Genomic DNA, 22,092 nt, shown 5'->3' with positions numbered 1-22,092 from the left:
GCTGCTCCTTCGCTGCCGCGACGAGGCCTAGACCCAGGCCGGATCCTCGTCGCGGAGTTTCGTGCGCCGGCTGAGCGAAAGCCCCCGAGACCCGAAGGATTGACGACAGCATGAGCGAGCACTACACCGGCGGAGCGCAGAACGCCTCCACGATGCCGATCCAGAAGTACCGCCCCTTCCACGAGATCATCAAGGTTGACCTGCCCGACCGCACGTGGCCGTCGCAGACCATCACCGAAGCCCCGCGCTGGTGCGCCGTGGACCTGCGCGACGGAAACCAGGCCCTCATCGAGCCCATGAACGTCGAGCGCAAGATGCGCATGTTCGACCTGCTGGTGCGCATGGGCTACAAGGAGATCGAGGTGGGCTTCCCCTCGGCCAGCCAGATCGACTTCGACTTTGTCCGCGCCCTCATCGAGGAGGACCGGATCCCCGATGACGTCACGATCCAGGTCCTCACGCAGGCCCGCGAGCACCTGATCGAGCGCACCTATGAGTCCCTCAAGGGCGCCAAGCAGGCCATCGTGCACCTGTACAATTCCACATCCGTCCTGCAGCGCGAGGTCGTCTTCCGTGCCAACGAGGACGAGATCATGGACATCGCCACGCACGGTGCCATGCTGTGCCAGAAGTTCGAGGAGACCATCCCGGACACCCAGGTCTTCTACGAGTACAGCCCCGAGTCCTACACCGGCACCGAGCTCGAGTACGCGGTGAAGGTCTGCAACGCGGTCCTGGACGTGTGGAAGCCCACCCCGGAGCGCAAGGTCATCATCAACCTGCCCGCGACCGTCGAGATGGCCACGCCCAACGTGTACGCCGACTCGATCGAGTGGATGAACCGCCACCTCGACTACCGCGACTCCGTGGTGCTGAGCCTGCACCCCCACAACGACCGCGGCACCGCCGTGGCCGCCGCGGAACTGGGATACATGGCAGGCGCCGACCGTATCGAGGGATGCCTGTTCGGCAACGGCGAGCGCACCGGCAACGTGGACCTGGTGACGCTGGGCATGAACCTGTTCAGCCAGGGCATCGACCCCCAGATTGACTTCTCCGACATCGACGAGATCCGCCGCACCGTCGAGTACTGCAACCAGATCGACGTCCACCCGCGCCACCCGTGGGGCGGCGACCTGGTCTACACCGCCTTCTCCGGCTCTCACCAGGACGCCATCAAGAAGGGCCTGGATGCGATGGACAGGAAGGCCGATGCCGCGGGCGCCACGGTCGACGACATCGAGTGGGGCGTGCCGTACCTGCCGATCGACCCGCGCGACGTGGGCCGCTCGTACGAGGCCGTCATCCGCGTCAACGCCCAGTCCGGCAAGGGTGGCGTCGCGTACCTGCTGAAGACGGAGCGCAATCTCGACCTGCCGCGCCGCCTGCAGATCGAGTTCTCGCGCGTGATCCAGGTGGTCGCCGATGCCTCGGGCAAGGAGCAGACGGCCGAGAACATCTGGACGACGTTCCGTGACGAGTACCTGCCGTCGCCTACGGCCGAGGGGCAGTGGGGACGCTTCTCCCTGCGCGGCACTCGGACCACCAGCACGGACGCGGGCGAGGACACCCTCGCGGCCGACATCACCGACAACGGCGCGGCCGTCACCATCGAGGCGTCCGGCAACGGCCCCGTCGCGGCGTTTGTCGCGGCCCTCGGCACCCGCGGCGTCAAGGTCGAGGTGCTCGACTATCACGAGCACGCCATGACCACCGGCGGCGACGCCCAGGCCGCCGCCTACGTCGAGTGCCAGATTGGCGACGAGATCTACTGGGGAGTCGGCATCGACCCCTCGATCACCACGGCGACGCTCAAGGCGATCATCTCGGCGGTGAACCGAGCGGCTCGATGAGGCTCGGCGGCGCGCTCGGCCGTGCGGCGGACGTTTCGCGTTCGAGTGGCCGATGCCGTGGTCGCCTGGTCGTGGTGCTTGCCGCGGCTGCGTTGGCCGCGGCCGGCTGCACCGGCCCCGCGCAGGCCGAGCGCGCCGCCGACAACCTCCCCGACCTCACCTCTGACGGGCTCACCACGATCGACTGCGGGGAGCTCCAGCAGGACGCGCTCACTCCCGTCGAGGATCCCTACGTGCGTCAGTGTTGGACCGGCGCGCCCGACGTCGCCTTCGATGCGCTCGCCGACGACGTGATCGGCTCGATCACGTCGGCGACCGATGCCGAGGACGTGACCGCGTTCATCTGTCCCGACGACGTGATCATCGCGGACGTGGCCTTCGCCTGCCGTGCCGCGTACGACGACGAGGTGATGTACCGCGTGGTGGTCTCGCTGCCCGATCCTGCCGCCGTGGTCGACCAGCTCCCCGACGAACCGACGGACGCCGAGATCGAACAGGCCGCCGCCGGGCAGAGCGTCGAGGTCGTCGTCCAGACCGAGAAGACCCCCGAGGAGTAGCATGCCCGCCCGCGTCAGACGCTTCGCCCCCCGTGACACGGACGCTGTGGTAGCGCTGTGGGAGGCGTGCTTCCCGGACGACCCCGCGCGCAACGAGCCGCGGGGAGTCATCGAACGTAAGCTCGCACGCGACCCCGACCTGTTCTGGGTGGCGACGGACGGCGACACCGTGGTGGGCGCGCTCCTCGGTGGCTATGACGGCTACCGAGGCTGGCTCTATCACCTGGGCGTGGACCCCGAACGTCGCCGCGAGGGCATCGCCAGGATGCTCGTCGAGCGCGCGATCGCCGAACTCGAGATCCTCGGGTGCGTCAAGGTCAACCTGCAGGTGCGTCGCTCCAACGAGGACGTCCTGGCGGTCTACGACGCCGTCGGCTTCGAGGAATTCGACGCGTTCAACCTGGGGCGCGTCATCGGCGAGTAAAGGTCGGTCACGCCAGTGACGCCACAGAGCCCCGGACCGCCGTTGAGGTGACCCGAGTCTCTGGTTCCGTGACCGCTAGGCGGTGGCGAGAGTTGGCCGCTCGGCACGGGGGAACGCCCCCACGGCGCGCGGGGCGCGCACCAGCAGCCAGACCATGAACCACACCTCGGTGACGATCGAGGCGGTGGCCACGACGGCGAGAAACGCGCCGGCGAATTCGGCATAGTTGGCGAGGAGGGCGTGCGCGAAGGTGTCGGCGATGTAGGCGATACCCGCGATGACGAGGCCGACACCGAGGGCGCGAGGGCCGATGCGTGAGGCAAAGATGATGCGTCCCACCACGGTGAGGTGAAGCCCGAACGCGACCAGCGCGAGCAGCCAGGCAATGTCGAAGGCCTCCATGGCGAGCCCCGTGAGCGCCTCCCGTTGGCTCACCTCGAGCCCTGCGAGCAGGTCGCCTCCCACAGAGAGCTGAAGCGCCAGGTACATGAAGGCGATACCCGGGATGAAGGCCACGGTATAGGCGAGGCGTAGCCACGCGGCCAGAAGTGAGCGGCGCTCACCAGTGACACGCAAGAGGACGTGGAGCGCCCATGCGATGAAGATGTCAATCATGGCGATCGCGCAGAATCCAGCGATGCCGAGCCGGAAGGTGGTCTCGTTCTCGGCGATGTTGCGCATGGTGGCCGCGGGGTCGTCGAGCACGACCAACTCATTGCGGACGAGGAAGTTCGCGCCCATCGCGAGGAACACGATGGCGATGTACCCCACGCCGGCAAGGCGCGCGGCGGTGGCGGGAGCGAGGTCATGGCGGGTGTTCATGGAGTGCGTTCCTGACTGCTGGGTCGGTGTGGGGTAGGGGTAATTAATCGCGGTTGCGGATGGTGACTACGGCCTTCCCCGCGACACGGCCCGCGGCCAGATCGGTGACGGCTTGGCCGGCGGCATCGAGTGGGTAGGTGCTGTCGACCGCGGCCCGGACCACGCCGGCCTGCACCAGCGCCGAGAGACGCTCGAGGTGTGCAGCGGTGGTGGCTGACATGAGGCCCAGGAGGCGCTGCCCGGTGAAAAGCGAGACCAGCGGGGCGACGAGTGCGCGGCCGGAGCCTCCGATGAGCGAGCCACCGCCTTCGCCGCCGACAACGACGAGCGCGCCCGTGGGGGAGAGGACGCGCCGCAGGCGGCGCAGCGAAGTGAGACTCCCGGCGTCGATGATCACGTCGAAGCTCTCGTCGAGCTCCGTGACGTCGGTGGTGCGATAGTCGATCGAGCGCTCGGCTCCCAGCGCGGTCACGAGTGCCGCCTTTGCCTCGCTCGCCACGCCGGTGACGTGGGCTCCGGCGGCCACAGCGAGCTGTACGGCGAACGAGCCGACCCCTCCCGACGCGCCCAGTACAAGGACGCGTTGCCCGGCCTCGACGCGGGCCGCATCGTGGACGGCCTCCATCGCGGTAACGGCCGACACCGGCATCGCGGCGGCGTCGACCATCGAGAGTCCAGAGGGCTTGTGCGCGAGCCTGTCGGCTCGAGCGATCGCGAACTGGGCATAGGAACCGTCTGCGGTGCCGAACGCCTCATCGCCCACCTCAAAGGCGTCGACGTCGGGGCCGACGGCGGTCACGACGCCGGCCACGTCGGACCCCATCACGGGCTGCTTGGGCCGACGCAGGCCGAACCCGAGTGCGCGGATCACGAACGGGCGACCCGTGGCGAGGTGCCACACACCCCGATCGACGCCAGCGGCGTGAACTTCGATGAGTACCTCGCCCTTGCCCGGCTGCGGTACGGCCACGCTGTCGAGGTGGATCTCTTCCGGTGCGGCGTAGTGACGCTGGACCGCCGCGGCCATCGTCGCGGGGTGCTCGGAGGCAGAGCCGGTGGCTGCGGTGGTGGTGCTGTGGTGTGCGGTCATGGTGTCCCTCCCGAGGATGAGCGGTGTTCGTACTTAGTACGCCTGCTGCATCCGAGCGTAGACGTACTAAGTACGACGCGCAAACGCTCGCGACAAGCATGACTCTTTACCTGGGGCATTGACTGCGTACTAAGTACGGCGTACGCTCGGAAGCGTACTAAGTACGACAATCCGTAGGAGAAGATCATGACCCACCAGGAGTCCACCGCGAACCCCGCCAGCAAGCCAGTAAAGAAGGAGTACCCCTGGTATGCGATCCCGGCGATCCTGTCCATGCTGATGGTGAGTTCGGGCGCCATGGTCGCGCTCCTCGGGTACGGCATCGCCCAAATGTCGTCGGCCACGTACTGACGGGATGCCATGCCGGCGAGACACGCGCGGTCCGGGATAGGCGATGCGCAAGCCCGCATCTGTGACACTTGATCAGCCCTACGCCTCACTCGACTCGACGGAGGAATGCGCACATGCCCCCCGCAACTCGCGCGAAGCTCTCGCAGGATCGCATCGTCGATGCGGCCATGGGCCTCGCGGATCGTGACGGCGTCGAATCTCTCACCATGAGAGCCCTCGCCGCAGAGCTCGGCACCAAGCCCATGACGATGTACACACACGTCGCTGGCAAGGAGGATCTTCTTGATCTGATGGTGGAGCGGGTGTTCGGTGAGATGGAACTCCCGCCCGAGGAGCTGGAGTGGCGCGACGCGATCCGCACACGCTGCCGCTCGGCGCGCGCCGTGTTGGTGCGTCATTCCTGGGCCGTGCCGTTGCTCGAATCGAGGAGGTCTCCGGGCCCCGAGTTGCTCCGGCATCATGAGGCGATGCTTGCCACCCTTGATCGGGGCGGGCTCCCGCTCGCCCTCATGGCGCACGGCTACGCCATCCTCGATAGTTACGTCTATGGCTTCGCGATCGAGGAGGCCAACCTGCCGGACCAAGGCGGTGAGGGCCTTGCCGAGGTGGCCGAGCAGATGACAGAGGTCTTCACCTCCGGGCTTTATCCCCACATGACCCGTCTTGCCATGGAACATGTGGCGCAGCCCGGCTACTCCTTCGGGGCTTCCTTTGATGTGGGGCTCGACATGATCCTCGACGGGCTCGCCGCGGCTGCCGCCTGATCGAGGCCGCCTCCCCGCGCGACGCGCCAGACGGGAGACAATAGGGCGTGCCCCTGTACCGAGACGACGCGATCATCCTGCGCACCCACAAGCTGGGTGAGGCGGACCGCATTGTCACGATGCTCACGCGCCGCTACGGCAAGGTGCGCGCCGTTGCGAAGGGCGTGCGGCGCACCACGAGCCGCATCGGGTCGCGCATGGAGCCATTCATGCTCGTCGATGTGCAGCTCTACGAGGGCCGCAGCCTCGACATCGTGAGCCAGGTCGAGACCAAGGAGCCCTACGCCCGCCGGATCGCCGAGGACTACGCGCTGTACACCGCCGCCACCGCCATGGTCGAGACCACCGACAAGCTGGTCGACCACGAGAAGGAGCCCTCGTACGACCACTACCGTCTGCTCCACGGCGGGCTCGGGGCTCTCAGCCGTCGCGCGCACGACCCGGGCCTGGTGCTCGACTCGTTCCTGCTGCGCTCGCTCGCACTCGCGGGTTACGAGCCCAGTTTCGACGACTGTGCCGCCTGCGGGCGCCCCGGGCCTCACCGTGCCTTCGCGGTCGCAGGGGGAGGGGCCGTGTGTGAGGCGTGCCGCCCTCCCGGCGCCGCCGCTCCCGCGCCCGAGACCTTCTCGCTGCTGGAGGCGCTGCTCGCCGGGGACTGGCAGCAGGCCGACGCCTCGGCAGAGCGCCCACGCAAGGACGCCGCGGGCCTGATCGCCGCGTACGCGCAGTTCCACCTTGAGCGCAAGGTGCGTTCCCTGTCCCATGTGGACCGCACCGGCGCCTGACGCGCTCCACGCACGCCACTCCACGCGCCTCCCGCCTCGGGTTCTTTTACTCCGCGCGCGTCACGAAGTGACGGTGATGCAGGCGACACGCCGCGAGATGAGGCGCGTTTCCGGAGTGTCGTGCTCGATCACCGTCACTTCGGGACGGGACGGGACGGGACGGGACGGGACGGGACGGGACGGGACGGGACGCGCGGGCTGGGGCCGTGAAGATTTCACATACTTGTAACCAGTTCGTGGCCAATCCGTCCACAACGACGCGCTAGCGTGGACGCAATGTCCACCGAGGGGGAGTGGCGCGGACCGCGCGGCCCCCGAGCGCCGCGAGGAGTCCCATGCGCCCCACCGTCATCTTCGACTTCGACGGCACCCTCGCCTTGGGCGACGGCCCGGTCCGGGCGTACGCGCGGTGTGTGGCGGACGCCGCGGGGGACTCCCGCATCGTCGACGACTTCGAGGACGCCATGGTCCGCATCGCGGCGGGCTCGACGGCCTTCCGCGATGGTTATCACGCGGTCGCCGCCTCGGCGGCCGTGCACGGCGTGGACGCCGCGACGATGGACGCGGCCTACCTCGCGAGCCGCGAGCTGCTCGCCACCGCCGAGGCCCCCATCGAGGCGCCCGCGGGGCTGAGCGAGTTCCTCGAGGCGCTGGGCGAGCACGCCGACCGATACCTCGTCACCAATTCCCCGAACGTCCGCATCGACCGGGCGCTCGAGGCGCTGGGTGCCGCGGGACGCATCGAGCACATCGTCACGTCCGCGAAGAAGCCCTTAGGGCTCGAGCCCGTCGTGACCGACTGCCTCACCCGCGGCCCGGTCCTGTCCGTGGGTGACATCCACGAGTACGACCTCGCTCCCGCGGCCGCGCTCGGCGCGAGCACCGCGCTCGTGGGCCCCGCCGCCACCCAGCCGCCCACCGGTGTGACCATGGCCGCCCTCACCCTGCCGGAGCTCTATCCGGCCATGCAGACGTGGGCGGCCCAGTCCGTCCTCCTCGGTTAGCCGCCCGGCCCCGAGCACAGATACGAAAGGTCCCACCCCATGCGCACCACGCTCACCGCCGCCGGTGTTGCCGCCACGGCCCTCATCGCACTCGCGGGCTGTAGCGCCGACTCGGACGCCGACGCGACCGACGAGTCCAGCGCCGGCGCCACCACCGAGGCGACCGCCGACGCGGGCGCCGCTGCCGGCGCCGACTGGCCCGAGGAGATCACCCTCGCCCTGATCCCCAACGAAAACGTCACCGACCTCGTCACGACCGTCGCGCCCCTGACGGACTACCTGTCGGAGCAGCTCGGCATCACCGTCGAGGGCGTCGTGACCCAGGACTACCAGGCCGCCGTCGAGGCCATCGGATCGGGCCAGGCCCAGATCGCCATCGCGGACGCGGGCTCGCTCGCCGCCGCCGAGGACATGTACGGCGCCCACGCCGTCCTGCAGGACGTCCGCTTTGGCGCCTCGCAGTACGCCTCGATGTTCTTCACCAACAACCCCGACAAGTACTGCGACGACGAGCCCGTCATGGCGACCTACGGTGCCACGGGCCAGGAGTTCCTGTACTGCAACGGCACCGCCGAGGGCGAGGACAACTCGGGCGTGGGCCCCGTCGCGGTGGACGCGCTGTCCAAGATCGAGCCCGGCACCACGGTCGCGTTCGGCAACACCACGTCGCCCGCCGGCTACCAGCTGCCCGTCCTCGCGCTTGAGGAGCAGGGCGTCAACATCGACGACCTGCAGCAGGTGCCCGTGACCGGCAACGACACGCTCCTGATGGCGGTCTACAACGGCGACGCTGAGGTGGGCTTCGCCTACTGGGACGCCCGCTCCTCGATCGACGCGGCCGAGGTCGCGGACCTCGGCGAGAAGGTCGTCGTGTTCGGCCTGTCGGAGATGTACCCCAACGGCGGCGTGGTCCTCTCGGACGAGCTGCCCGAGGACCTGCGCACCGAGATCACGACCCTCATGGACGGCTTCTCGGAAGTCGACCCGGAGACCCTGCAGGAGATCTTCGACCAGACCGACTGGGTCCCCGCGGACGCCGCCGCGATCGACCTGGCCCGCGAGGTCAACTCCCGCTTCTCGGGACAGTAAGCACGTGGACAACACCGCTGCCACGCAGCGGCCAGAGGCCGGGGACCACGCGTCCCCGGCCTCCGGGCCGTGGCCCATCACCCTCGACGACGTGACCGTGCGCTACCCCAACGGCGTGGTCGCTATGAAGAACGTCAGCCTCGAGATCGGCGCGGGAGAGATGGTCGCCGTCGTGGGCCTATCCGGCTCGGGCAAGTCCACGATGATCCGCACCATCAACGGCCTCGTCACCCCCACGGCCGGAACCGTCACGGTCGGCCCGCACCGGATCAGCCGCCTCAAGGGGGCGGCGCTGCGTCGCGCCCGCGGCGACATCGGCATGATCTTCCAGTCGTTCAACCTCGCCGACCGCACCAGCGTGTACCGCAACGCGATGGTGGGCCGCTTCTCGCACACGCCCACGTGGCGCACCCTCCTGGGCCTCACCACCGCCGAGGACCGCGACATCGTGATGCGAGCCCTCGACTCCGTGGGCATGCTCGAGAAGGTCTGGCACCGCGCCGGGGCGCTCTCGGGCGGACAGAAGCAGCGCGTCGCGATCGCCCGGGCGCTCGCCCAGCAGCCGGCGGTGATGCTCGCCGACGAGCCCGTCGCAAGCCTGGACCCACCCACCGCGCACTCCGTGATGGCCGACCTCGCCGACATCAACGCCGACCGCGGCCTGACCGTGCTCGTGAACCTCCACCTCATGGACCTCGCGCGCCAGTACACGACCCGCATGATCGGCCTGCGCGCCGGCGAGGTGGTCTATGACGGCCCGGCCGCGTCGGCCACCGACGCCGACTTCGAGCAGATCTACGGGCGCCCCGTCCAGCAGCGCGACAGGCTGGGTCAGCAGTGACAGCGGCCGATGCCGTGGCGGGGGAACGCTCTCAGCTCACCATCCCGCCGCGCCCGCGCACGTGGCCGCGTGCCGCGGCCATCGTGGCGGCCCTCGCGGCGTTCACGATCCTCACCACCATCCCCGCAATCGGCGGCGTCGAGCTGGACTTCGCGTCCATCGCGCGGAACTGGACCAACGGCGCGGACCGCATCGTCCAGATGTTGACGCCGGACTGGTCGATCTTGCCGCGCACGTGGCAGCCGCTGCTCGAGACGCTCGAGATGGCGCTCGTGGACGCCGCGATCTCCGCGGTGCTCGCGGTGCCGCTGTCGCTGTGGGCCGCGCGTCCCACCAACCCGAACGGCGTCGCCCGGCGCGCTGTGCGCTTTGTGCTCAACGTCGTGCGGGCCGTTCCCGACCTCGTCTACGCGACCGTCCTCGTCGCGATGGTCGGAGTGGGCACGCTCCCGGGCATCATCACGCTCGTGCTGTTCGACATCGGCATCGTCGTCAAGCTGGTCAGCGAGGCGATCGACTCCGCGGACGCCCATTACATGGAGGCCGGCCGCGCCGCCGGCGGCACCCAGACGCAGATCAACCGCGTCACCGCGCTGCCGCAGAGTTGGCCCGCCATCGCGAGCCAGGTGCTGTACTCGCTCGAGCTCAACGTGCGCATCTCGGCGATCCTTGGCCTCGTGGGAGCGGGCGGCATCGGCCGCCTCATCGACGAGATGCGCGGCTTCTACCGCTACGACGCCTTGGGCACCATCGTGCTGGAGATTCTCGTGGTCGTCATCGCGATCGAGGTCGCGTCCAACCTGCTGCGAAAGAGGCTGCGATGACCGCGACCACCACCGAACCCGCGCAGCCCACCCCGGCGTCGGCCCTCGCCATCCCGCCCAAGCCCCGCCGTGTCGCCGCCCGCATCGCCAGCTGGGCCGTCACCGCCGTGATCCTGCTGGCCTTCTGGGACATCGACCTCGAGTGGGACAAGGTCGCTCAGCTGCCGTCCGACCTGGTGCATTACAGCGCGCTAATGTTCTCCAGCCCCGACTGGTCCATGCTGGGCGAGGCTGCGCTGCAGACGTGGCGCTCGGTGTCGATGGCATGGATCGGCGCGATCCTGGGTGTGGTGCTGTCGACCCTGCTGGGCATCCCCGCCGCACAGGGCGTGGGCCCCGTGTGGGTGCGCCTGCCGTTGCGGTGGATCTTCGCCGTGATCCGCGCCATGCCAGAGGTGCTGATCGCCATCATCATCCTCACCGTGACGGGCCTCACTCCCTTTACCGGCGCCCTCGCGCTCGCCATCGGCGGCATCGGCACGCACGCCAAGTGGACCTACGAGACCATCGAGGCCGTCCCGCCTGGTACGGCCGAGGCCGTGCGCGCCTCGGGCGGCTCGCTCACCGAGGTCATCCGTTGGGGCCTGTGGCCCGTCGCCGCCCCCGAGCTCATGAGCCTCGCCCTGTACCGCTTCGAAATCAACGTGCGCACGTCGGCCATCCTGGGCCTCATCGGCGTGGGCGGCATCGGCGCGATGCTGACCAACTACACGCAGTTCCGCCAGTGGGATACCGTGGGCGTCCTCATCATCGTCGTGATCGTGGTCACGATGATCATCGACGCCATCTCCGGGGCCATCCGGCGGCGGATCATGGAAGGGGCCAAGGTTCGTGGCGTGGAACGGATCCACTGACGCGCCTCCCACGGTGCGTATCGCGGCCCTCGCGCCGTCCCTGCAGCCCAGTGAGCGCCGCGTCGCGGAGGCCATCGCGGCCGACGTTGCCGCCGCGGTCGATATGACCGCGCAGCAGATCGCGGAGAGCGTCGGCGTGGGCCGCGCCTCCGTGGTGCGCACCGCGCAGACGCTCGGCTACGACGGCTACCCGCAGCTGAGGGTCGCACTGGCACGCGAGCGCGCGTTTTCGGGACCGCCGGTGGCCGATGCTCCCGGCGCCTTGGGGATCGTCCGCGGCGCCATGGAGCGGCTGGGCCGGGCGCTGCCGCACGCCGCCGCGGCCATCACCGAGGAGGTCCTCGAGCCCTTCCTCGCCGCGCTCGATGAGGCGCCGCGCGTGCTCATCGCCGCCAACGGGCTGTCCGCGCCGCTGGGCTACGACGCGGCGCTGAGGCTGTCGAGCATCGGCCGTCCCGCCGAGTTCATTCCCGACACCCTGGGTCAGCGCATCCTCGCCGCGCAGATGCCGTCCGACGCGGTGCTACTGGTGCTGTCCGGCTCGGGCGCCAACCAGGCGACGCTCGATGTGGTGGACGCCGCGCTCGGCACCGGTGCCTCGGTCTTGGCCGTCACGAGCTTCACCCGGTCGGCGCTGGTGGATCGTGCCACCCACACCCTCGTGGTGCCGCCGGTCAGCGAGTCCTTCCAAGACGAGCTGCTCCTGACCTCTCGCGTGGCGCTCACGCTCGTGATCGAGGCGCTCGTCGAGGCCCTCGCCGCGCGTCGCGGGCCGCGCGCCCAAGAGGCGCGCGCCGCCGCCCTCACCGTGCTCTCGCGTTCCCTGGGGGACTGACATGCCTACCGTGATCTTTGACTTCGACGGCACCCTCGCGCTCGGGTCCGGGCCGATCGATGCCTATGCCGCGAGCCTCGCCGAGGTCGCCGGGATCCCGGGGGTGGCCGATGCCGTGGCCGCCTCTCGTACTCGCTTCGCCGAAGGCGATGCAGATATCCGCGACGAGTATCACGCGGTGCGGATCGCGGCGGACTCGCTCGGGATCGACGAGGACACCCTGGGGCGCGGCTACCGCCTGTCGCGCACCCTGCTCGCCACCGACCGTGGACCCATCGAACCCGTCCCCGGCCTGGGCGACTTCATGGACAGGCTCGCGGCCCACGCCACCGTGGTGCTCGTCACCAACGCGCCCGACACGCGCCTGAGCGAGGCCCTGGCCTTCCTGGGAGTGGGCGACGTCTTCGCCGACGTGGTGCACTCCGCGCGCAAGCCCGTGGGCATCGAGGCGACGGTGAGCGAAGCCCTGACCCGCGGCGCCGTGCTCTCGGTGGGCGACATGTACGTCAACGACCTGGCACCTGCCGCGGCGCTCGGCGCGGACACCGCGCTCGTGGGAGCCACCGCGTCCGCGCCTCCGGGCCCGGTGACGATGGCCGGCGCGTCGATCGTCGACCTGTACGGCCAGATCGAGGCGTGGGCGGCGACCCACCCATAGGGCGAGGGGCAGGGAAAACCCGCCACGGCATCGGCCGCCGATAGGCTGAGCCGGTGACCTACGCTCGCCCCTTCCCTCACCCCGGCGGCGCCACGCCGCCCGCTTTGCCCCCCGAGGCGATCCCCGCGCACGTGGCCGTCGTCATGGACGGCAACGGCCGCTGGGCCAAGGACCGGGGACTGGCGCGCACCGCGGGCCACGAGCGCGGCGAGGCGTCGCTGCTCGACGTCGTCGCGGGCGCCGTCGAGATCGGCGTGAGCCACCTCAGCGCCTACGCGTTCAGCACGGAGAACTGGAAGCGCAGCCCCGAAGAGGTGCGCTTCCTCATGGGCTTCAACCGTGACGTGATCCGCCGCCGGCGCGACGAGATGCACGAGTGGGGCGTGCGCGTGCGCTGGGCCGGGCGGCGCCCCAAGCTCTGGACCTCGGTCATCAAGGAGCTCGAGAAGGCCGAGGAGCTTACGCAGCACAACACGGGCCTCACGCTCACGATGTGCGTCAACTACGGCGGTCGCGCCGAGATCGCCGATGCGGCGCGTGAGATCGCGCTGCGCGTGGCGGCCGGCGAGTTGGATCCGTCGAAGGTGACGGAGAAGACCCTCGCGGCGCACCTGGACGAGCCGGACATGCCCGATGTCGACCTGTTTTGGCGGTCGAGCGGCGAGCAGCGGTCTTCGAATTTCCTTCCCTGGCAGGCGGCCTACGCCGAGTACGTGTTCTCGAACACGCTGTGGCCGGACGTGGACCGCACGCACCTGTGGGCGGCTATTGAGGAATACGCGCGACGGAATCGACGCTTCGGCGCCGCCTGACCTCGCGCACCACGCGAGTCGCGGCCCAAGCGACGATCACGACGCCCACGACCGTGCCGATCGCGAGCGCGGGGGAGCGGTGCCACAGGTGCACAATCGACGCGCCAACGACGGTGTACGTCACCGTCCACAGCACGCACCCGGGCAGCATCACGAGCGTGTACAGCGGCCACGACATGCGCACGTAGCCCGCGGTGGCATTGACGACCGTCTTCACGCCCACGGTGAGGAACGACAGCGGGATCGCGACGTAGCCCCAGCGGTCCAGGATCGCCTCGCCGCGCGCCATCATGGGGCCATCGAGCCGGCGTGAGGCGCGGGCGAGGAACCGTTCGCTGGGGCTGTCGGCGAGGCGCCGCGCGCCCGTGCGGACCCAGCGGCCCATCCAGTAGGTGGCCTGGGTGCGGGTGAAGATGACGCCAAACAGGAAGATCGCCAGCGCCCACCATCCGAGGTCCGTGACCGCGCTGGGCACTCCCGGCATCAGTGGCCCTTCGCCGTGCAGGCGGCGCACACGCCGGTGATCTCCACCGTGTGGTCCATGCGCGCGAAGCCGTGCTCGGTGGCGACGCGCTCGGCCCACTCCTCGAACTGCGGCACCTCGATGTCCTCCGCCGTGCCGCAGACGCGGCAGCGCAGGTGGTGGTGGTGCTCGTCGACCGCGCCGCAACGGCGGTAGAGCGTCTCGCCGGTTTCTGTGACGACGGCGTCGACCTCGCCGGCCTCGGCGAGCGCCTGCAGCGAGCGGTAGACGGTCGCGAGGCCCACGCTCGAGCCGTCGTGGCGCAGCGTGTCGTGCCACGACTGGGCCGAGCGGAACTCGTCGGTGCCGGACAACGCGTCCAGCACGGCAGCGCGCTGCTTGGTCATGCGGGGGGCCGATGCTCCACTCGTCGGGCTCATGCGGGTGCTCCTAGGGTGGGGTGCTGGTGCTCGCGGTGGCTCTCGTCGTGACCGGCGTGGCCGGCCTCGTCGCGCAGGCGCCTGCGGCGCTTGCGCAGCCCCGCGCCGGAGGCCACCACGGTGTACACGATGACGCCGAGCACCACGATGAGGGCGCCGGGCTGCAGGTTGTAGAACAGCGTGATGCCCACGCCGGCGAGGCACAGCACCACGCCGGTGACCATGGCGATGGTCATGGTGCGGGTGAACGAGCGCGTGATGAGCTGCGCGATGGCGACGGGCAGGATCATCAGCCCGCTCACCAGCAGCACGCCGACCACACGCATGGCCGCGGTGACGGTAATGGCGGCGAGAATGGCGACAGCCATGTTGAGCGCGGCGACGGGCAGTCCCGTCGAGTGCGCGAACTCCTGGTCATGGGTGACGGCGAACAGCGACGCGCGCAGCCCCAGGCCGATGACGAGGATGACGCCGGCCAGGCCCACGGTGACCCACACATCGGTCCAGCTCGCCGTCGAGATCGATCCGAACAGGTAGCCCATGAGGTTGGCATTGGAGCCGCCCGCGGCGGAAATGAGCAGCACGCCGGACGCGATGCCGCCATAGAACATGATCGCCATGATGACGTCGGCGGCCGCGACGCCCCTGGCCCGCATTCGCTCGATGACGACGGCGCCGGCCACGGCGAAAACGATGGCGCCGGGGATGGCGAGCGCGTCGACCTGGGCGAGGTCCGCGGCGGAGCCGGCGAGCCAGCCCGCGGCGACACCGGCGAGGGCGACGTGGCCGATGCCGTCGCCCAGAAGCGACATGCGGCGATGTACCAGGTACGTGCCGACGATGGGTGCGGTGGCGCCCACCATGAGGGACACGAGCAGCATGCGCTGCACGAGCGGGTCGGTGATGAGGTCGATCACTGGCGGACCTCCCAGGCGAAGGTCGACGCGACCGGCTCGGGCACGTCGGGATGGGCGTGGTCGTGGTCGTGGCCGGGAAGCGCGTGGACGCCCAGCGCGCGTGGGGGAGCGCCGATGTGGGTGACGCAGCCCTGCTCGAGCACCACCGCGTGGTGGACGAGCGGCGCGAGCGCGCCGAGCTCGTGGAGCACCACGATGATGGCGGCGCCCGCGTCGCGGCGCTTGGTCAGCGCGGCCGCGAGGGCTTCTTGGCTGGGGACGTCGACGCCTGCCATGGGCTCGTCGAGGATGAGCAGGTCGGGGTCGCGTACCAGGGCGCGAGCGATGAGGACGCGCTGCTGCTGGCCACCCGACAGCGCCGTGACGTCGCGGTCCGCGAGGTCGGCGACTCCCAGGTCGTCGAGGGCGGCGAGCGCCCGGGCCTTGGCGTCGCGGGGCGTGCGCAGGGCGCCGACCCCGAGCAGGCCGGAGGTGACGACCTCGCGAGCGGTCGCGGACACGCCGCCACCCGCGGAGGCCCGCTGGGGGACGTAGCCGATGCGCCGCGACGTCAGCCGAGTGCGGGGCTCGCCGAACACGGTGATGTCGCCCGCCGTCGTCGGGATCGCCCCCACGAGGGAGCGCACCAGCGTGGACTTGCCCGAGCCATTGCCGCCCATGATCGCGACGGCCTCGCCGGGGTGGGAGTCGAGGTCGACCCCGTGAAGGATCTCGTGGCCGCCCAGGCGCACGCGCACCCCGCGCGCCGTGAGGGCGGGTGGGGTGTCGTGGCTGAGGCAGTCGACGTCAGCTGCAGTCAAGGCCGGTCCTCAGCGCTTCCAGGTTGCGGGTCATGATGTCAATGTAGTCATCGCCGTTCGTGGCGGTCTCGACCGGGTCGAGCACCGCGGTGGTGACGCCGGCGTCGCTCGCGAGCGACTCGGCGACCGCGGCGCTGACCTTCGACTCGGTGAAGATGGTGGTCGCGCCGGAGTCCTCGATGAGGTCGCGGATCTCGCGCAGGCGGGCGGGGGAGGGTTCCGCCTCGGGGTCCAGGCCCGACATGCCCTCCTGGGCGAGGTCGTAGCGCAGGCCCAGGTAGCCGTACGCCTCGTGGCTCACGAAGATCTCGCGGCGCTCGCACACGGCGAGGCCCTCGGTGAAGGTCTCGTCGAGGTCGGTCAGGCTCGCGACCAGGGCGTTGCCGCGCTCCTCGTAGGCCGCGGCGTTGTCGGGGTCGAGTTCGGAGAACTCGGCGACGACGTCCTGGGCGTACTCGGCGAGCAGCGTGGGGTCGAGCCAAAAGTGGGGATCGGCGACGCCGTGTTCGTGGCCGTCATCGACCGCGTGCTCCTCGCCGTCGTGCGTCTCGGCCTCGTGGACCGCGACCTCCTCGCCGTGCTCATCGATGATGTGGTGCGCGTCGAGGGCGCGAGCGCCCGTGGTGGCGATCGCGTCGTCCACCGCCGCCGAGAAGTCCGAGAGGTACAGGACGGTGTCCATGCTCTGCATCTCGCGCACGGTGGCGGGGGAGAGTTCAGCGTCGTGGGGTTCTACTCCGCCGGCGATCAGCGGGGTCACGGCGACGTCGTCGCCGCCTACCTGCTCTGCCACGAACTGGACGGGGTAGAAGGCGGCGCCCACGGAAAGCGAGGCGTCGCTCGCGCTCGCGTCATCGTCGGTTGCGGTGGAGGGATCGGCGGAGCAGCCGGCGAGAAGGAGGGTGCCGACCGCTCCGCCGACGATCAGGGGGCGGGAAACGTTCATGACCGCCACCGTATGACGAAATGAGAATCATTGTCAAACTAGCGGGCGAGCGGCGAGCGGTAGGTGAGCCGACGCGCCCGGCGCGGTCCGTCGCCATCCGGTGCGCTCGCATTGGCAGTCACGAAGTGACGGTCTCTCAGCCGACACGCCGGCGCAGACGGCCTCTGCGTCGGCGCGCCGTCCAGATCACCGTCACTTCGTCGCCGGGGGCGCGGGCGGGGGCGGGGGCCGGGCTGGGCCACGGGCTGGAACGGACGGCGAGCGTCGGGCAGACGAGCCGACGCGCCCGGCCCGCCACGGCATCGGCCGCCGATAGACTGTCGCGCAGTCAAGCCTCACCCCACCCAAGGAGTTCTCCGTGGCCCAGCCCTCCCGCCTCGACAACGTGATCTCGCTCGCCAAGCGACGCGGCTTCGTGTTCCCCTGCGGAGAGATCTACGGAGGTACGCGCTCCGCGTGGGACTACGGGCCGCTCGGTGTGGAGCTGAAGGAGAACATCAAGCGTCAGTGGTGGCGTGCGATGGTGTCGAGCCGCGACGACATCGTGGGCCTCGACTCGTCGGTGATCCTGCCGCCCAAGGTGTGGGAGGCCTCGGGCCACCTCAAGGCGTTCGTCGACCCGCTCGTCGAGTGCCTGTCCTGCCACAAGCGCTTCCGTGAAGACCACCTCATCGAGGAGTTCGAGGAGAAGAAGGGACGTGCCCCCGAGGGTGGCCTCGCCGGCATCGCCTGCCCCAACTGTGGCACGCGCGGCCAGTGGACCGAGCCCAAGATGTTCAACGGCCTGCTCAAGACCTACCTGGGCGTCAACCAGGACGAGTCGGGCCTCCACTACCTGCGCCCCGAGACCGCCCAGGGCATCTTCGTGAACTTCGAGAACGTCCAGCGCACGTCGCGCATGAAGGTGCCCTTCGGCATCGGCCAGATCGGCAAGTCGTTCCGCAACGAGATCACGCCCGGAAACTTCATCTTCCGCACCCGTGAGTTCGAGCAGATGGAGATGGAGTTCTTCGTCAAGCCCGGCTCGGATGAGGAGTGGCACCAGTACTGGATCGACACGCGTCTGGCCTGGTACAAGGACCTCGGCATCTCCGAGGACAACCTGCGACTGTACGCGCACCCGCAGGAGAAGCTGTCGCACTACTCCAAGGGCACCACGGACATCGAGTACCGGTTCGGCTTCACCGGCTCCGAGTGGGGCGAGCTCGAGGGCATCGCGAACCGCACGGACTTCGACCTGTCGACGCACTCCGAGCACTCGGGCAAGGACCTGTCGTACCTGGACCCGCAGACCAACGAGCGTTACACGCCGTACGTCATCGAGCCCGCGGCGGGCCTTACCCGCTCGCTCATGGCCTTCCTGGTGGAGGCGTACGACGAGGACGAGGCTCCCAACTCCAAGGGCGGCGTCGACAAGCGCACGGTGCTACACCTGGACCACCGCATCGCCCCCGTCAAGGCCGCGGTGCTGCCGCTGTCCAAGTCAGAGGAGCTGCTGCCCACCGCCGAGGCCCTCGCCAAGGAGCTGCGCGGCGCCTGGAACGTGGACCTCGACGTCACGCAGGCCATCGGCAAGCGCTACCGCCGCCAGGACGAGATCGGCACGCCGTACTGCATCACCATCGACTTCGACACCAAGGACGACCAGGCCGTCACCATCCGCGACCGCGACACCATGCAGCAGGAGCGCGTGGCGCTGTCGCAGGTGCAGGCCTACCTCGCCACGCGCCTGATCGGCGCGTAAGGATTTTCGTGCGGCCGATGCCGGCGCTGGGTTCTCGATAGTGGGCGCCGGTCACTCGCACGGGCTGGGCTTGGGCGGCGCCGACGGCGTGCTCGAGCAGGCCCCGCGCGCGTCCGAGCGCACCACCACGGTGCTCACCGTCCTGGTGGGCGTGGTGGTGTTCCTCGCCGTGGCCGGGGCGGTCGCGGTGTGGCCGTCGGACTGGTCGTTCATGCGGTCGGTGCCGACCTCGTATGAGGGGGCCTCGTGGGTCACGGTGACCGTCGAGTCCGTCGACGCCGAGACAGGCTCCGCGACCGTCTCGCTTGACGGAGACGAACTCGAACTCGCCGATCCTGGCCTCACCACCTTCGAATACCAGGTGGGCGACCAGGTACGGGCGCTGCAACTCGACACCGGCGAGGTGGTGTTCGGAGACTTTGAGCGCGGATCACCCATGCTGATCCTGCTCATCGCATACGTGCTGCTTGTCGTCGTGATCGCGCGCTGGAGGGGCCTCGGTGCGCTGCTGGGGCTGCTCGCCGCGTTCGGTGTGGTCGTCTTCTTCACGGTGCCTGCGCTCTTCGACGGCTCCAGCCCGCTGGTGGTGGCGTTGGTGACCGGCGCGGGTGCCCTGTTTGTCTTGCTGTATTTGGCGCACGGCGTGAACGCGCGCACCACGACCGCCTACCTGGGCACGCTCGCGGGCCTGCTGATCACCGCTCTGCTCGCTTGGTGGGCGGTGGGTGCCTCGCGGCTGACCGGTATCTGGTCCGAGGACGGCACGCATCTGGAACTAGCCGGCCGCGCCGTCGACCTGCAGGGCCTGGTGCTGTGCGGCATCATCATCGCCGGTCTCGGTGTGCTCAACGACGTGACGGTGACGCAGTCGTCCGCGGTATGGGAACTGCGTGCCGCGCGGCCCGACATCTCGCGGTGGTCGCTGTTCGCGCGCGGCATGCGCATCGGTCGCGACCACATTGCCTCGACGGTCTACACGATCGCCTTCGCGTATGTGGGCGCCGCCCTTCCCACGCTGATGCTCGTGACGCTCTACGACAACTCGCTCGCCACCACGCTGACAAGCGCCGAGATCGCCGAGGAGGTGGTGCGCACGCTCGTGACGTCCATCGGCCTCGTGCTCGCCGTGCCGCTGACCACCGCCATCGCCGCGCTCGTCGTCGGGTACGACGGCGCGATCGCCGACGAGGACCCCGTCGCCGAACCCGGCGATGAGGCCGAGCCGGCCGCGACCGGCGACCCCAGGTCGCCAAGCCAGCCCGGCGCATCGGCGACAATGGAGGAATGACCACCACCGCATCGGCCGCTGCCCGTGTTTTGCCGCCCCTGCAGATCGGCCCCCTGACGGTCGACACCCCCGTGGTGCTCGCGCCGATGGCGGGTATCACCAACGCCGCCTTCAGGCGCCTGTGCCGCGAGCACGGCGGCGGCATCTATGTGGCGGAGATGGTGACGTCGCGGGCCCTGGTGGAGCGCACCAAGGAGTCGATGCGGATCATCCACCACGACCCCGACGAGACCCCTCGGTCGGTGCAGCTCTATGGCGTGGACCCGTCGACCATCGGCGCCGCGGTCAAGATGCTGGTCGAGGAGGACCGCGCCGACCACATCGACATGAACTTCGGCTGCCCCGTGCCCAAGGTCACCAAGAAGGGCGGCGGCGCGGTGCTGCCGTGGAAGAAGGACCTGTTCCGCGACATCGTGCGTGCGGCGGTGCGCGAGGCGTCGCCGTACGACATCCCCGTCACGGTCAAGATGCGCAAGGGTGTGGACGATGACCACCTCACGTATCTCGACGCGGGCCGCATGGCCGAGGCGGAGGGTGCCGCGGCCGTCGCGCTCCACGGCCGCACGGCCGCCGACTACTACTCCGGTCATGCCGACTGGGAGGCGATCGCGCGCCTCAAGGAGGCCGTCACGTCGATCCCGGTGCTCGGCAACGGCGACATCTGGTCGGCCGAGGATGCGCTGGACATGGTGGAGCGCACGGGCGTGGACGGCGTAGTCGTGGGCCGCGGGTGCCAGGGTCGCCCGTGGCTGTTTGCCGACCTGCAGGCGGCGTTCGAGGGGCGGTCGGAGCGCGTGCGTCCAGGCCTGCGCGTGGTGGCCGACACCATTTATCGCCACGGCGAGCTGATGATCCCGTTCTTCGGCGACGACGAACTCAAGGCGATGCGCGAGATCCGCAAGCATGTCGCCTGGTACCTCAAGGGATATCCGGTCGGGGGAGAGGTGCGCAAGAACCTGGGGCTCGTGGAGACGCTGGCCGACCTCCGCTCGCTGCTCGACGGTCTGCCGCTCGACCAGCCGTACCCCGGCGAGGGCGCCGAGGGCCCGCGCGGCCGTCAGGGCACGCCCAAGTCGCCGTCGTGCCCCGAGGGCTGGCTCGACACCCAGGAGATCACTCCCGACCTCGAGTTGCGCCTGCGCGAGGCGGAGCTCAGCGTGTCGGGCGGCTAACCCTCGCGCTACGCGTGGCCGAGCGCGCCGGCGTCTGCGGCATCGGCCCCCGCTGGGCCTCCGTACGCCGGAACGGGCGAGTGGTCGACGGGCCTGCGCGCCGGATGCATGACGAGCTGCACCAACCCCTCGCCGAAGCGGCGCACCTCGTTGACCGTGACCATGTGTCGTTGCTCGGCGCCGGCGAACAAGGGGTGTCCCGCGCCCAGGATGGTCGGGTGGATGGTGACGACCATCTCGTCGATGAGATCCGCATCGAGCGCCTGACGAATGAGCGAACCGCCGTCAAGATACACGTTGCGCTCGCCAGCCGCCTCGAGGGCCTCGGCGACGAGGTTCGCAATGGGGGCCGATGCCGTGGTCACGCTCGCGGGCACGCCAGGGTCGGGAGGAAGGGGCCTTCCGGTCGCGACGATGACCGGCGTGTCGCCGTAAAACCATTCACCCATGCCGTGCACCACATCGAAGGTGCGCCTGCCCATGAGCATGGCGCCAATGCCCGCGAAGAAGTCGTCGTACTCGACGCCCTCCGTCGCGCGATCCTCAGCCCACGGTCCGTTTGCGGTGGGCGCCCATGACGGCCGCGGTGCCTCGAGCCAGGCGATGTCGTCGCCCGGACCGGCGATGAAACCGTCGACGGACATGGCGCAGTAGACGAGAACGCGACTCATGACACCACGGTACGCGCGCCCGGCCTGGCGCGCGTGGGCTCGTGCGCCGGTGGGCTCGTGCACCGGTGGGCTCGTGGGTGCGTGATCG

The 22,092-nt window shown here is 69.7% G+C and carries 25 protein-coding genes; 17 read left to right on the top strand and 8 right to left on the bottom strand.

All coding sequences use genetic code 11. The features are described 5' to 3' along the window. Positions 1 to 110 precede the first annotated feature (110 nt). The 3 genes from leuA to B7K20_RS08630 all read left to right on the top strand — a co-directional run bounded on the left by leuA (position 111) and on the right by B7K20_RS08630 (position 2,834). Positions 111 to 1,853, top strand: coding sequence for a 2-isopropylmalate synthase (gene leuA / locus B7K20_RS08640; protein ID WP_084102124.1), 1,743 nt, complete (start codon positions 111 to 113; stop codon positions 1,851 to 1,853). 74 nt (positions 1,854 to 1,927) lie between these two features. Then, positions 1,928 to 2,410 (top strand): hypothetical protein, encoded by a 483-nt coding sequence (locus B7K20_RS08635; RefSeq protein WP_144018605.1) that lies wholly within the window; start codon positions 1,928 to 1,930, stop codon positions 2,408 to 2,410. A 1-nt stretch (position 2,411) separates the two neighbouring features. Next, positions 2,412 to 2,834, top strand: a complete 423-nt coding sequence (locus B7K20_RS08630; RefSeq protein WP_084102122.1) for a GNAT family acetyltransferase — start codon at positions 2,412 to 2,414, stop codon at positions 2,832 to 2,834. A gap of 75 nt (positions 2,835 to 2,909) precedes the next feature. Here B7K20_RS08630 and B7K20_RS08625 read toward each other — a convergent pair whose 3' ends face one another. Further along, positions 2,910 to 3,656, bottom strand: a complete 747-nt coding sequence (locus tag B7K20_RS08625; protein ID WP_084102121.1) for a DUF4386 domain-containing protein — start codon at positions 3,654 to 3,656, stop codon at positions 2,910 to 2,912. 43 nt (positions 3,657 to 3,699) lie between these two features. Then, positions 3,700 to 4,746 (bottom strand): NAD(P)-dependent alcohol dehydrogenase, encoded by a 1,047-nt coding sequence (locus tag B7K20_RS08620; protein WP_234985781.1) that lies wholly within the window; start codon positions 4,744 to 4,746, stop codon positions 3,700 to 3,702. A gap of 186 nt (positions 4,747 to 4,932) precedes the next feature. Between B7K20_RS08620 and B7K20_RS13070 the strand changes: the two genes are divergently transcribed. The 11 genes from B7K20_RS13070 (at position 4,933) to B7K20_RS08570 (ending at position 13,563) form a co-directional block, all read left to right on the top strand. Further along, a complete protein-coding gene (locus B7K20_RS13070; protein WP_159449368.1) occupies positions 4,933 to 5,097 on the top strand; it encodes a hypothetical protein in 165 nt (54 codons plus the stop codon). 113 nt (positions 5,098 to 5,210) lie between these two features. Beyond that, positions 5,211 to 5,861, top strand: coding sequence for a TetR/AcrR family transcriptional regulator (locus B7K20_RS08615; RefSeq protein WP_084102120.1), 651 nt, complete (start codon positions 5,211 to 5,213; stop codon positions 5,859 to 5,861). 47 nt (positions 5,862 to 5,908) lie between these two features. Continuing rightward, positions 5,909 to 6,646 (top strand): DNA repair protein RecO, encoded by a 738-nt coding sequence (gene recO, locus B7K20_RS08610; protein ID WP_084102119.1) that lies wholly within the window; start codon positions 5,909 to 5,911, stop codon positions 6,644 to 6,646. 335 nt (positions 6,647 to 6,981) lie between these two features. Further along, a complete protein-coding gene (locus B7K20_RS08605; RefSeq protein WP_084102118.1) occupies positions 6,982 to 7,650 on the top strand; it encodes an HAD family hydrolase in 669 nt (222 codons plus the stop codon). Between the two features lie 39 nt (positions 7,651 to 7,689). After that, a complete protein-coding gene (locus B7K20_RS08600) occupies positions 7,690 to 8,739 on the top strand; it encodes a phosphate/phosphite/phosphonate ABC transporter substrate-binding protein (RefSeq protein ID WP_084102117.1) in 1,050 nt (349 codons plus the stop codon). 4 nt (positions 8,740 to 8,743) lie between these two features. After that, a complete protein-coding gene (gene phnC, locus B7K20_RS08595) occupies positions 8,744 to 9,580 on the top strand; it encodes a phosphonate ABC transporter ATP-binding protein (RefSeq protein WP_084102116.1) in 837 nt (278 codons plus the stop codon). Next, positions 9,577 to 10,404, top strand: coding sequence for a phosphonate ABC transporter, permease protein PhnE (gene phnE, locus B7K20_RS08590; protein WP_084102115.1), 828 nt, complete (start codon positions 9,577 to 9,579; stop codon positions 10,402 to 10,404). Before phnC ends, phnE (B7K20_RS08590) begins: the two co-directional genes overlap by 4 nt. Further along, positions 10,401 to 11,258 (top strand): phosphonate ABC transporter, permease protein PhnE, encoded by an 858-nt coding sequence (gene phnE / locus B7K20_RS08585; protein WP_084102114.1) that lies wholly within the window; start codon positions 10,401 to 10,403, stop codon positions 11,256 to 11,258. The genes phnE (B7K20_RS08590) and phnE (B7K20_RS08585) overlap by 4 nt, the downstream gene beginning before the upstream one ends. Beyond that, complete coding sequence (locus tag B7K20_RS08580) at positions 11,236 to 12,093, top strand: MurR/RpiR family transcriptional regulator (protein ID WP_084102113.1); 858 nt, start codon at positions 11,236 to 11,238, stop codon at positions 12,091 to 12,093. Before phnE (B7K20_RS08585) ends, B7K20_RS08580 begins: the two co-directional genes overlap by 23 nt. A 1-nt stretch (position 12,094) precedes the next feature. Further along, entirely contained in the window at positions 12,095 to 12,751 is a 657-nt protein-coding gene (locus B7K20_RS08575) for an HAD family hydrolase (protein WP_084102112.1), read from the top strand. A gap of 53 nt (positions 12,752 to 12,804) precedes the next feature. After that, positions 12,805 to 13,563, top strand: a complete 759-nt coding sequence (locus B7K20_RS08570; RefSeq protein ID WP_084102111.1) for an isoprenyl transferase — start codon at positions 12,805 to 12,807, stop codon at positions 13,561 to 13,563. Here the strand turns inward: B7K20_RS08570 and B7K20_RS08565 are convergent. Genes B7K20_RS08565 through B7K20_RS08545 form a run of 5 tightly spaced genes read right to left on the bottom strand, consistent with a single transcriptional unit; the run spans position 13,517 to position 17,129 of the window. After that, positions 13,517 to 14,047 (bottom strand): DedA family protein, encoded by a 531-nt coding sequence (locus B7K20_RS08565; protein WP_084102110.1) that lies wholly within the window; start codon positions 14,045 to 14,047, stop codon positions 13,517 to 13,519. The two genes, B7K20_RS08570 and B7K20_RS08565, sit on opposite strands and share 47 nt — an antisense overlap. After that, a complete protein-coding gene (locus tag B7K20_RS08560; RefSeq protein WP_084102109.1) occupies positions 14,047 to 14,466 on the bottom strand; it encodes a Fur family transcriptional regulator in 420 nt (139 codons plus the stop codon). Before B7K20_RS08560 ends, B7K20_RS08565 begins: the two co-directional genes overlap by 1 nt. After that, positions 14,463 to 15,383: a metal ABC transporter permease gene (locus tag B7K20_RS08555; RefSeq protein WP_255372761.1), complete on the bottom strand. Its 921-nt coding sequence runs from the start codon at positions 15,381 to 15,383 to the stop codon at positions 14,463 to 14,465. Before B7K20_RS08555 ends, B7K20_RS08560 begins: the two co-directional genes overlap by 4 nt. Next, positions 15,380 to 16,183 carry a metal ABC transporter ATP-binding protein gene (locus B7K20_RS08550; protein ID WP_084102108.1) on the bottom strand — a complete coding sequence of 268 codons (804 nt, stop codon included), beginning with the start codon at positions 16,181 to 16,183 and terminating at the stop codon, positions 15,380 to 15,382. Before B7K20_RS08550 ends, B7K20_RS08555 begins: the two co-directional genes overlap by 4 nt. Continuing rightward, complete coding sequence (locus tag B7K20_RS08545) at positions 16,170 to 17,129, bottom strand: metal ABC transporter substrate-binding protein (protein ID WP_084102107.1); 960 nt, start codon at positions 17,127 to 17,129, stop codon at positions 16,170 to 16,172. Before B7K20_RS08545 ends, B7K20_RS08550 begins: the two co-directional genes overlap by 14 nt. A gap of 358 nt (positions 17,130 to 17,487) precedes the next feature. Here B7K20_RS08545 and B7K20_RS08540 point away from each other — a divergent pair, with 358 nt between their 5' ends. Genes B7K20_RS08540 through dusB form a run of 3 tightly spaced genes read left to right on the top strand, consistent with a single transcriptional unit; the run spans position 17,488 to position 21,333 of the window. Next, positions 17,488 to 18,873, top strand: a complete 1,386-nt coding sequence (locus B7K20_RS08540; RefSeq protein ID WP_084102106.1) for a glycine--tRNA ligase — start codon at positions 17,488 to 17,490, stop codon at positions 18,871 to 18,873. Positions 18,874 to 18,913: 40 nt separating this feature from the next. Then, entirely contained in the window at positions 18,914 to 20,161 is a 1,248-nt protein-coding gene (locus B7K20_RS08535; protein WP_084102105.1) for a YibE/F family protein, read from the top strand. Next, positions 20,158 to 21,333 carry a tRNA dihydrouridine synthase DusB gene (dusB, locus tag B7K20_RS08530; protein WP_084102104.1) on the top strand — a complete coding sequence of 392 codons (1,176 nt, stop codon included), beginning with the start codon at positions 20,158 to 20,160 and terminating at the stop codon, positions 21,331 to 21,333. Before B7K20_RS08535 ends, dusB begins: the two co-directional genes overlap by 4 nt. Positions 21,334 to 21,341: 8 nt before the next feature. On the opposite strand, the gene B7K20_RS08525 is transcribed toward dusB, so the two are convergent. Further along, positions 21,342 to 22,004, bottom strand: coding sequence for a dihydrofolate reductase family protein (locus tag B7K20_RS08525; protein WP_144018604.1), 663 nt, complete (start codon positions 22,002 to 22,004; stop codon positions 21,342 to 21,344). Positions 22,005 to 22,092: the final 88 nt, after the last annotated feature.

It is taken from the genome of Demequina sp. NBRC 110051 (genome assembly GCF_002090055.1).
GTDB lineage: Bacteria > Actinomycetota > Actinomycetes > Actinomycetales > Demequinaceae > Demequina.
The sequence above is the reverse complement of the archived record's forward strand: the minus strand, read 5'-3'. Positions and strand labels throughout refer to the sequence as shown.

Excerpts from the sequence above, each read along its gene's own strand:
- leuA (WP_084102124.1), top strand. The coding sequence starts at position 111 with ATGAGCGAGCACTACACCGGCGGAGCGCAGAACGCCTCCACGATGCCG.
- B7K20_RS08630 (WP_084102122.1), top strand. The coding sequence starts at position 2,412 with ATGCCCGCCCGCGTCAGACGCTTCGCCCCCCGTGACACGGACGCTGTG.
- B7K20_RS08625 (WP_084102121.1), bottom strand. The coding sequence starts at position 3,656 with ATGAACACCCGCCATGACCTCGCTCCCGCCACCGCCGCGCGCCTTGCC.
- B7K20_RS08620 (WP_234985781.1), bottom strand. The coding sequence starts at position 4,746 with ATGACCGCACACCACAGCACCACCACCGCAGCCACCGGCTCTGCCTCC.
- B7K20_RS13070 (WP_159449368.1), top strand. The coding sequence starts at position 4,933 with ATGACCCACCAGGAGTCCACCGCGAACCCCGCCAGCAAGCCAGTAAAG.
- B7K20_RS08615 (WP_084102120.1), top strand. The coding sequence starts at position 5,211 with ATGCCCCCCGCAACTCGCGCGAAGCTCTCGCAGGATCGCATCGTCGAT.
- B7K20_RS08605 (WP_084102118.1), top strand. The coding sequence starts at position 6,982 with ATGCGCCCCACCGTCATCTTCGACTTCGACGGCACCCTCGCCTTGGGC.
- B7K20_RS08600 (WP_084102117.1), top strand. The coding sequence starts at position 7,690 with ATGCGCACCACGCTCACCGCCGCCGGTGTTGCCGCCACGGCCCTCATC.
- phnE (WP_084102114.1), top strand. The coding sequence starts at position 10,401 with ATGACCGCGACCACCACCGAACCCGCGCAGCCCACCCCGGCGTCGGCC.
- B7K20_RS08575 (WP_084102112.1), top strand. The coding sequence starts at position 12,095 with ATGCCTACCGTGATCTTTGACTTCGACGGCACCCTCGCGCTCGGGTCC.
- B7K20_RS08565 (WP_084102110.1), bottom strand. The coding sequence starts at position 14,047 with ATGCCGGGAGTGCCCAGCGCGGTCACGGACCTCGGATGGTGGGCGCTG.
- B7K20_RS08560 (WP_084102109.1), bottom strand. The coding sequence starts at position 14,466 with ATGAGCCCGACGAGTGGAGCATCGGCCCCCCGCATGACCAAGCAGCGC.
- B7K20_RS08545 (WP_084102107.1), bottom strand. The coding sequence starts at position 17,129 with ATGAACGTTTCCCGCCCCCTGATCGTCGGCGGAGCGGTCGGCACCCTC.
- dusB (WP_084102104.1), top strand. The coding sequence starts at position 20,158 with ATGACCACCACCGCATCGGCCGCTGCCCGTGTTTTGCCGCCCCTGCAG.
- B7K20_RS08525 (WP_144018604.1), bottom strand. The coding sequence starts at position 22,004 with ATGAGTCGCGTTCTCGTCTACTGCGCCATGTCCGTCGACGGTTTCATC.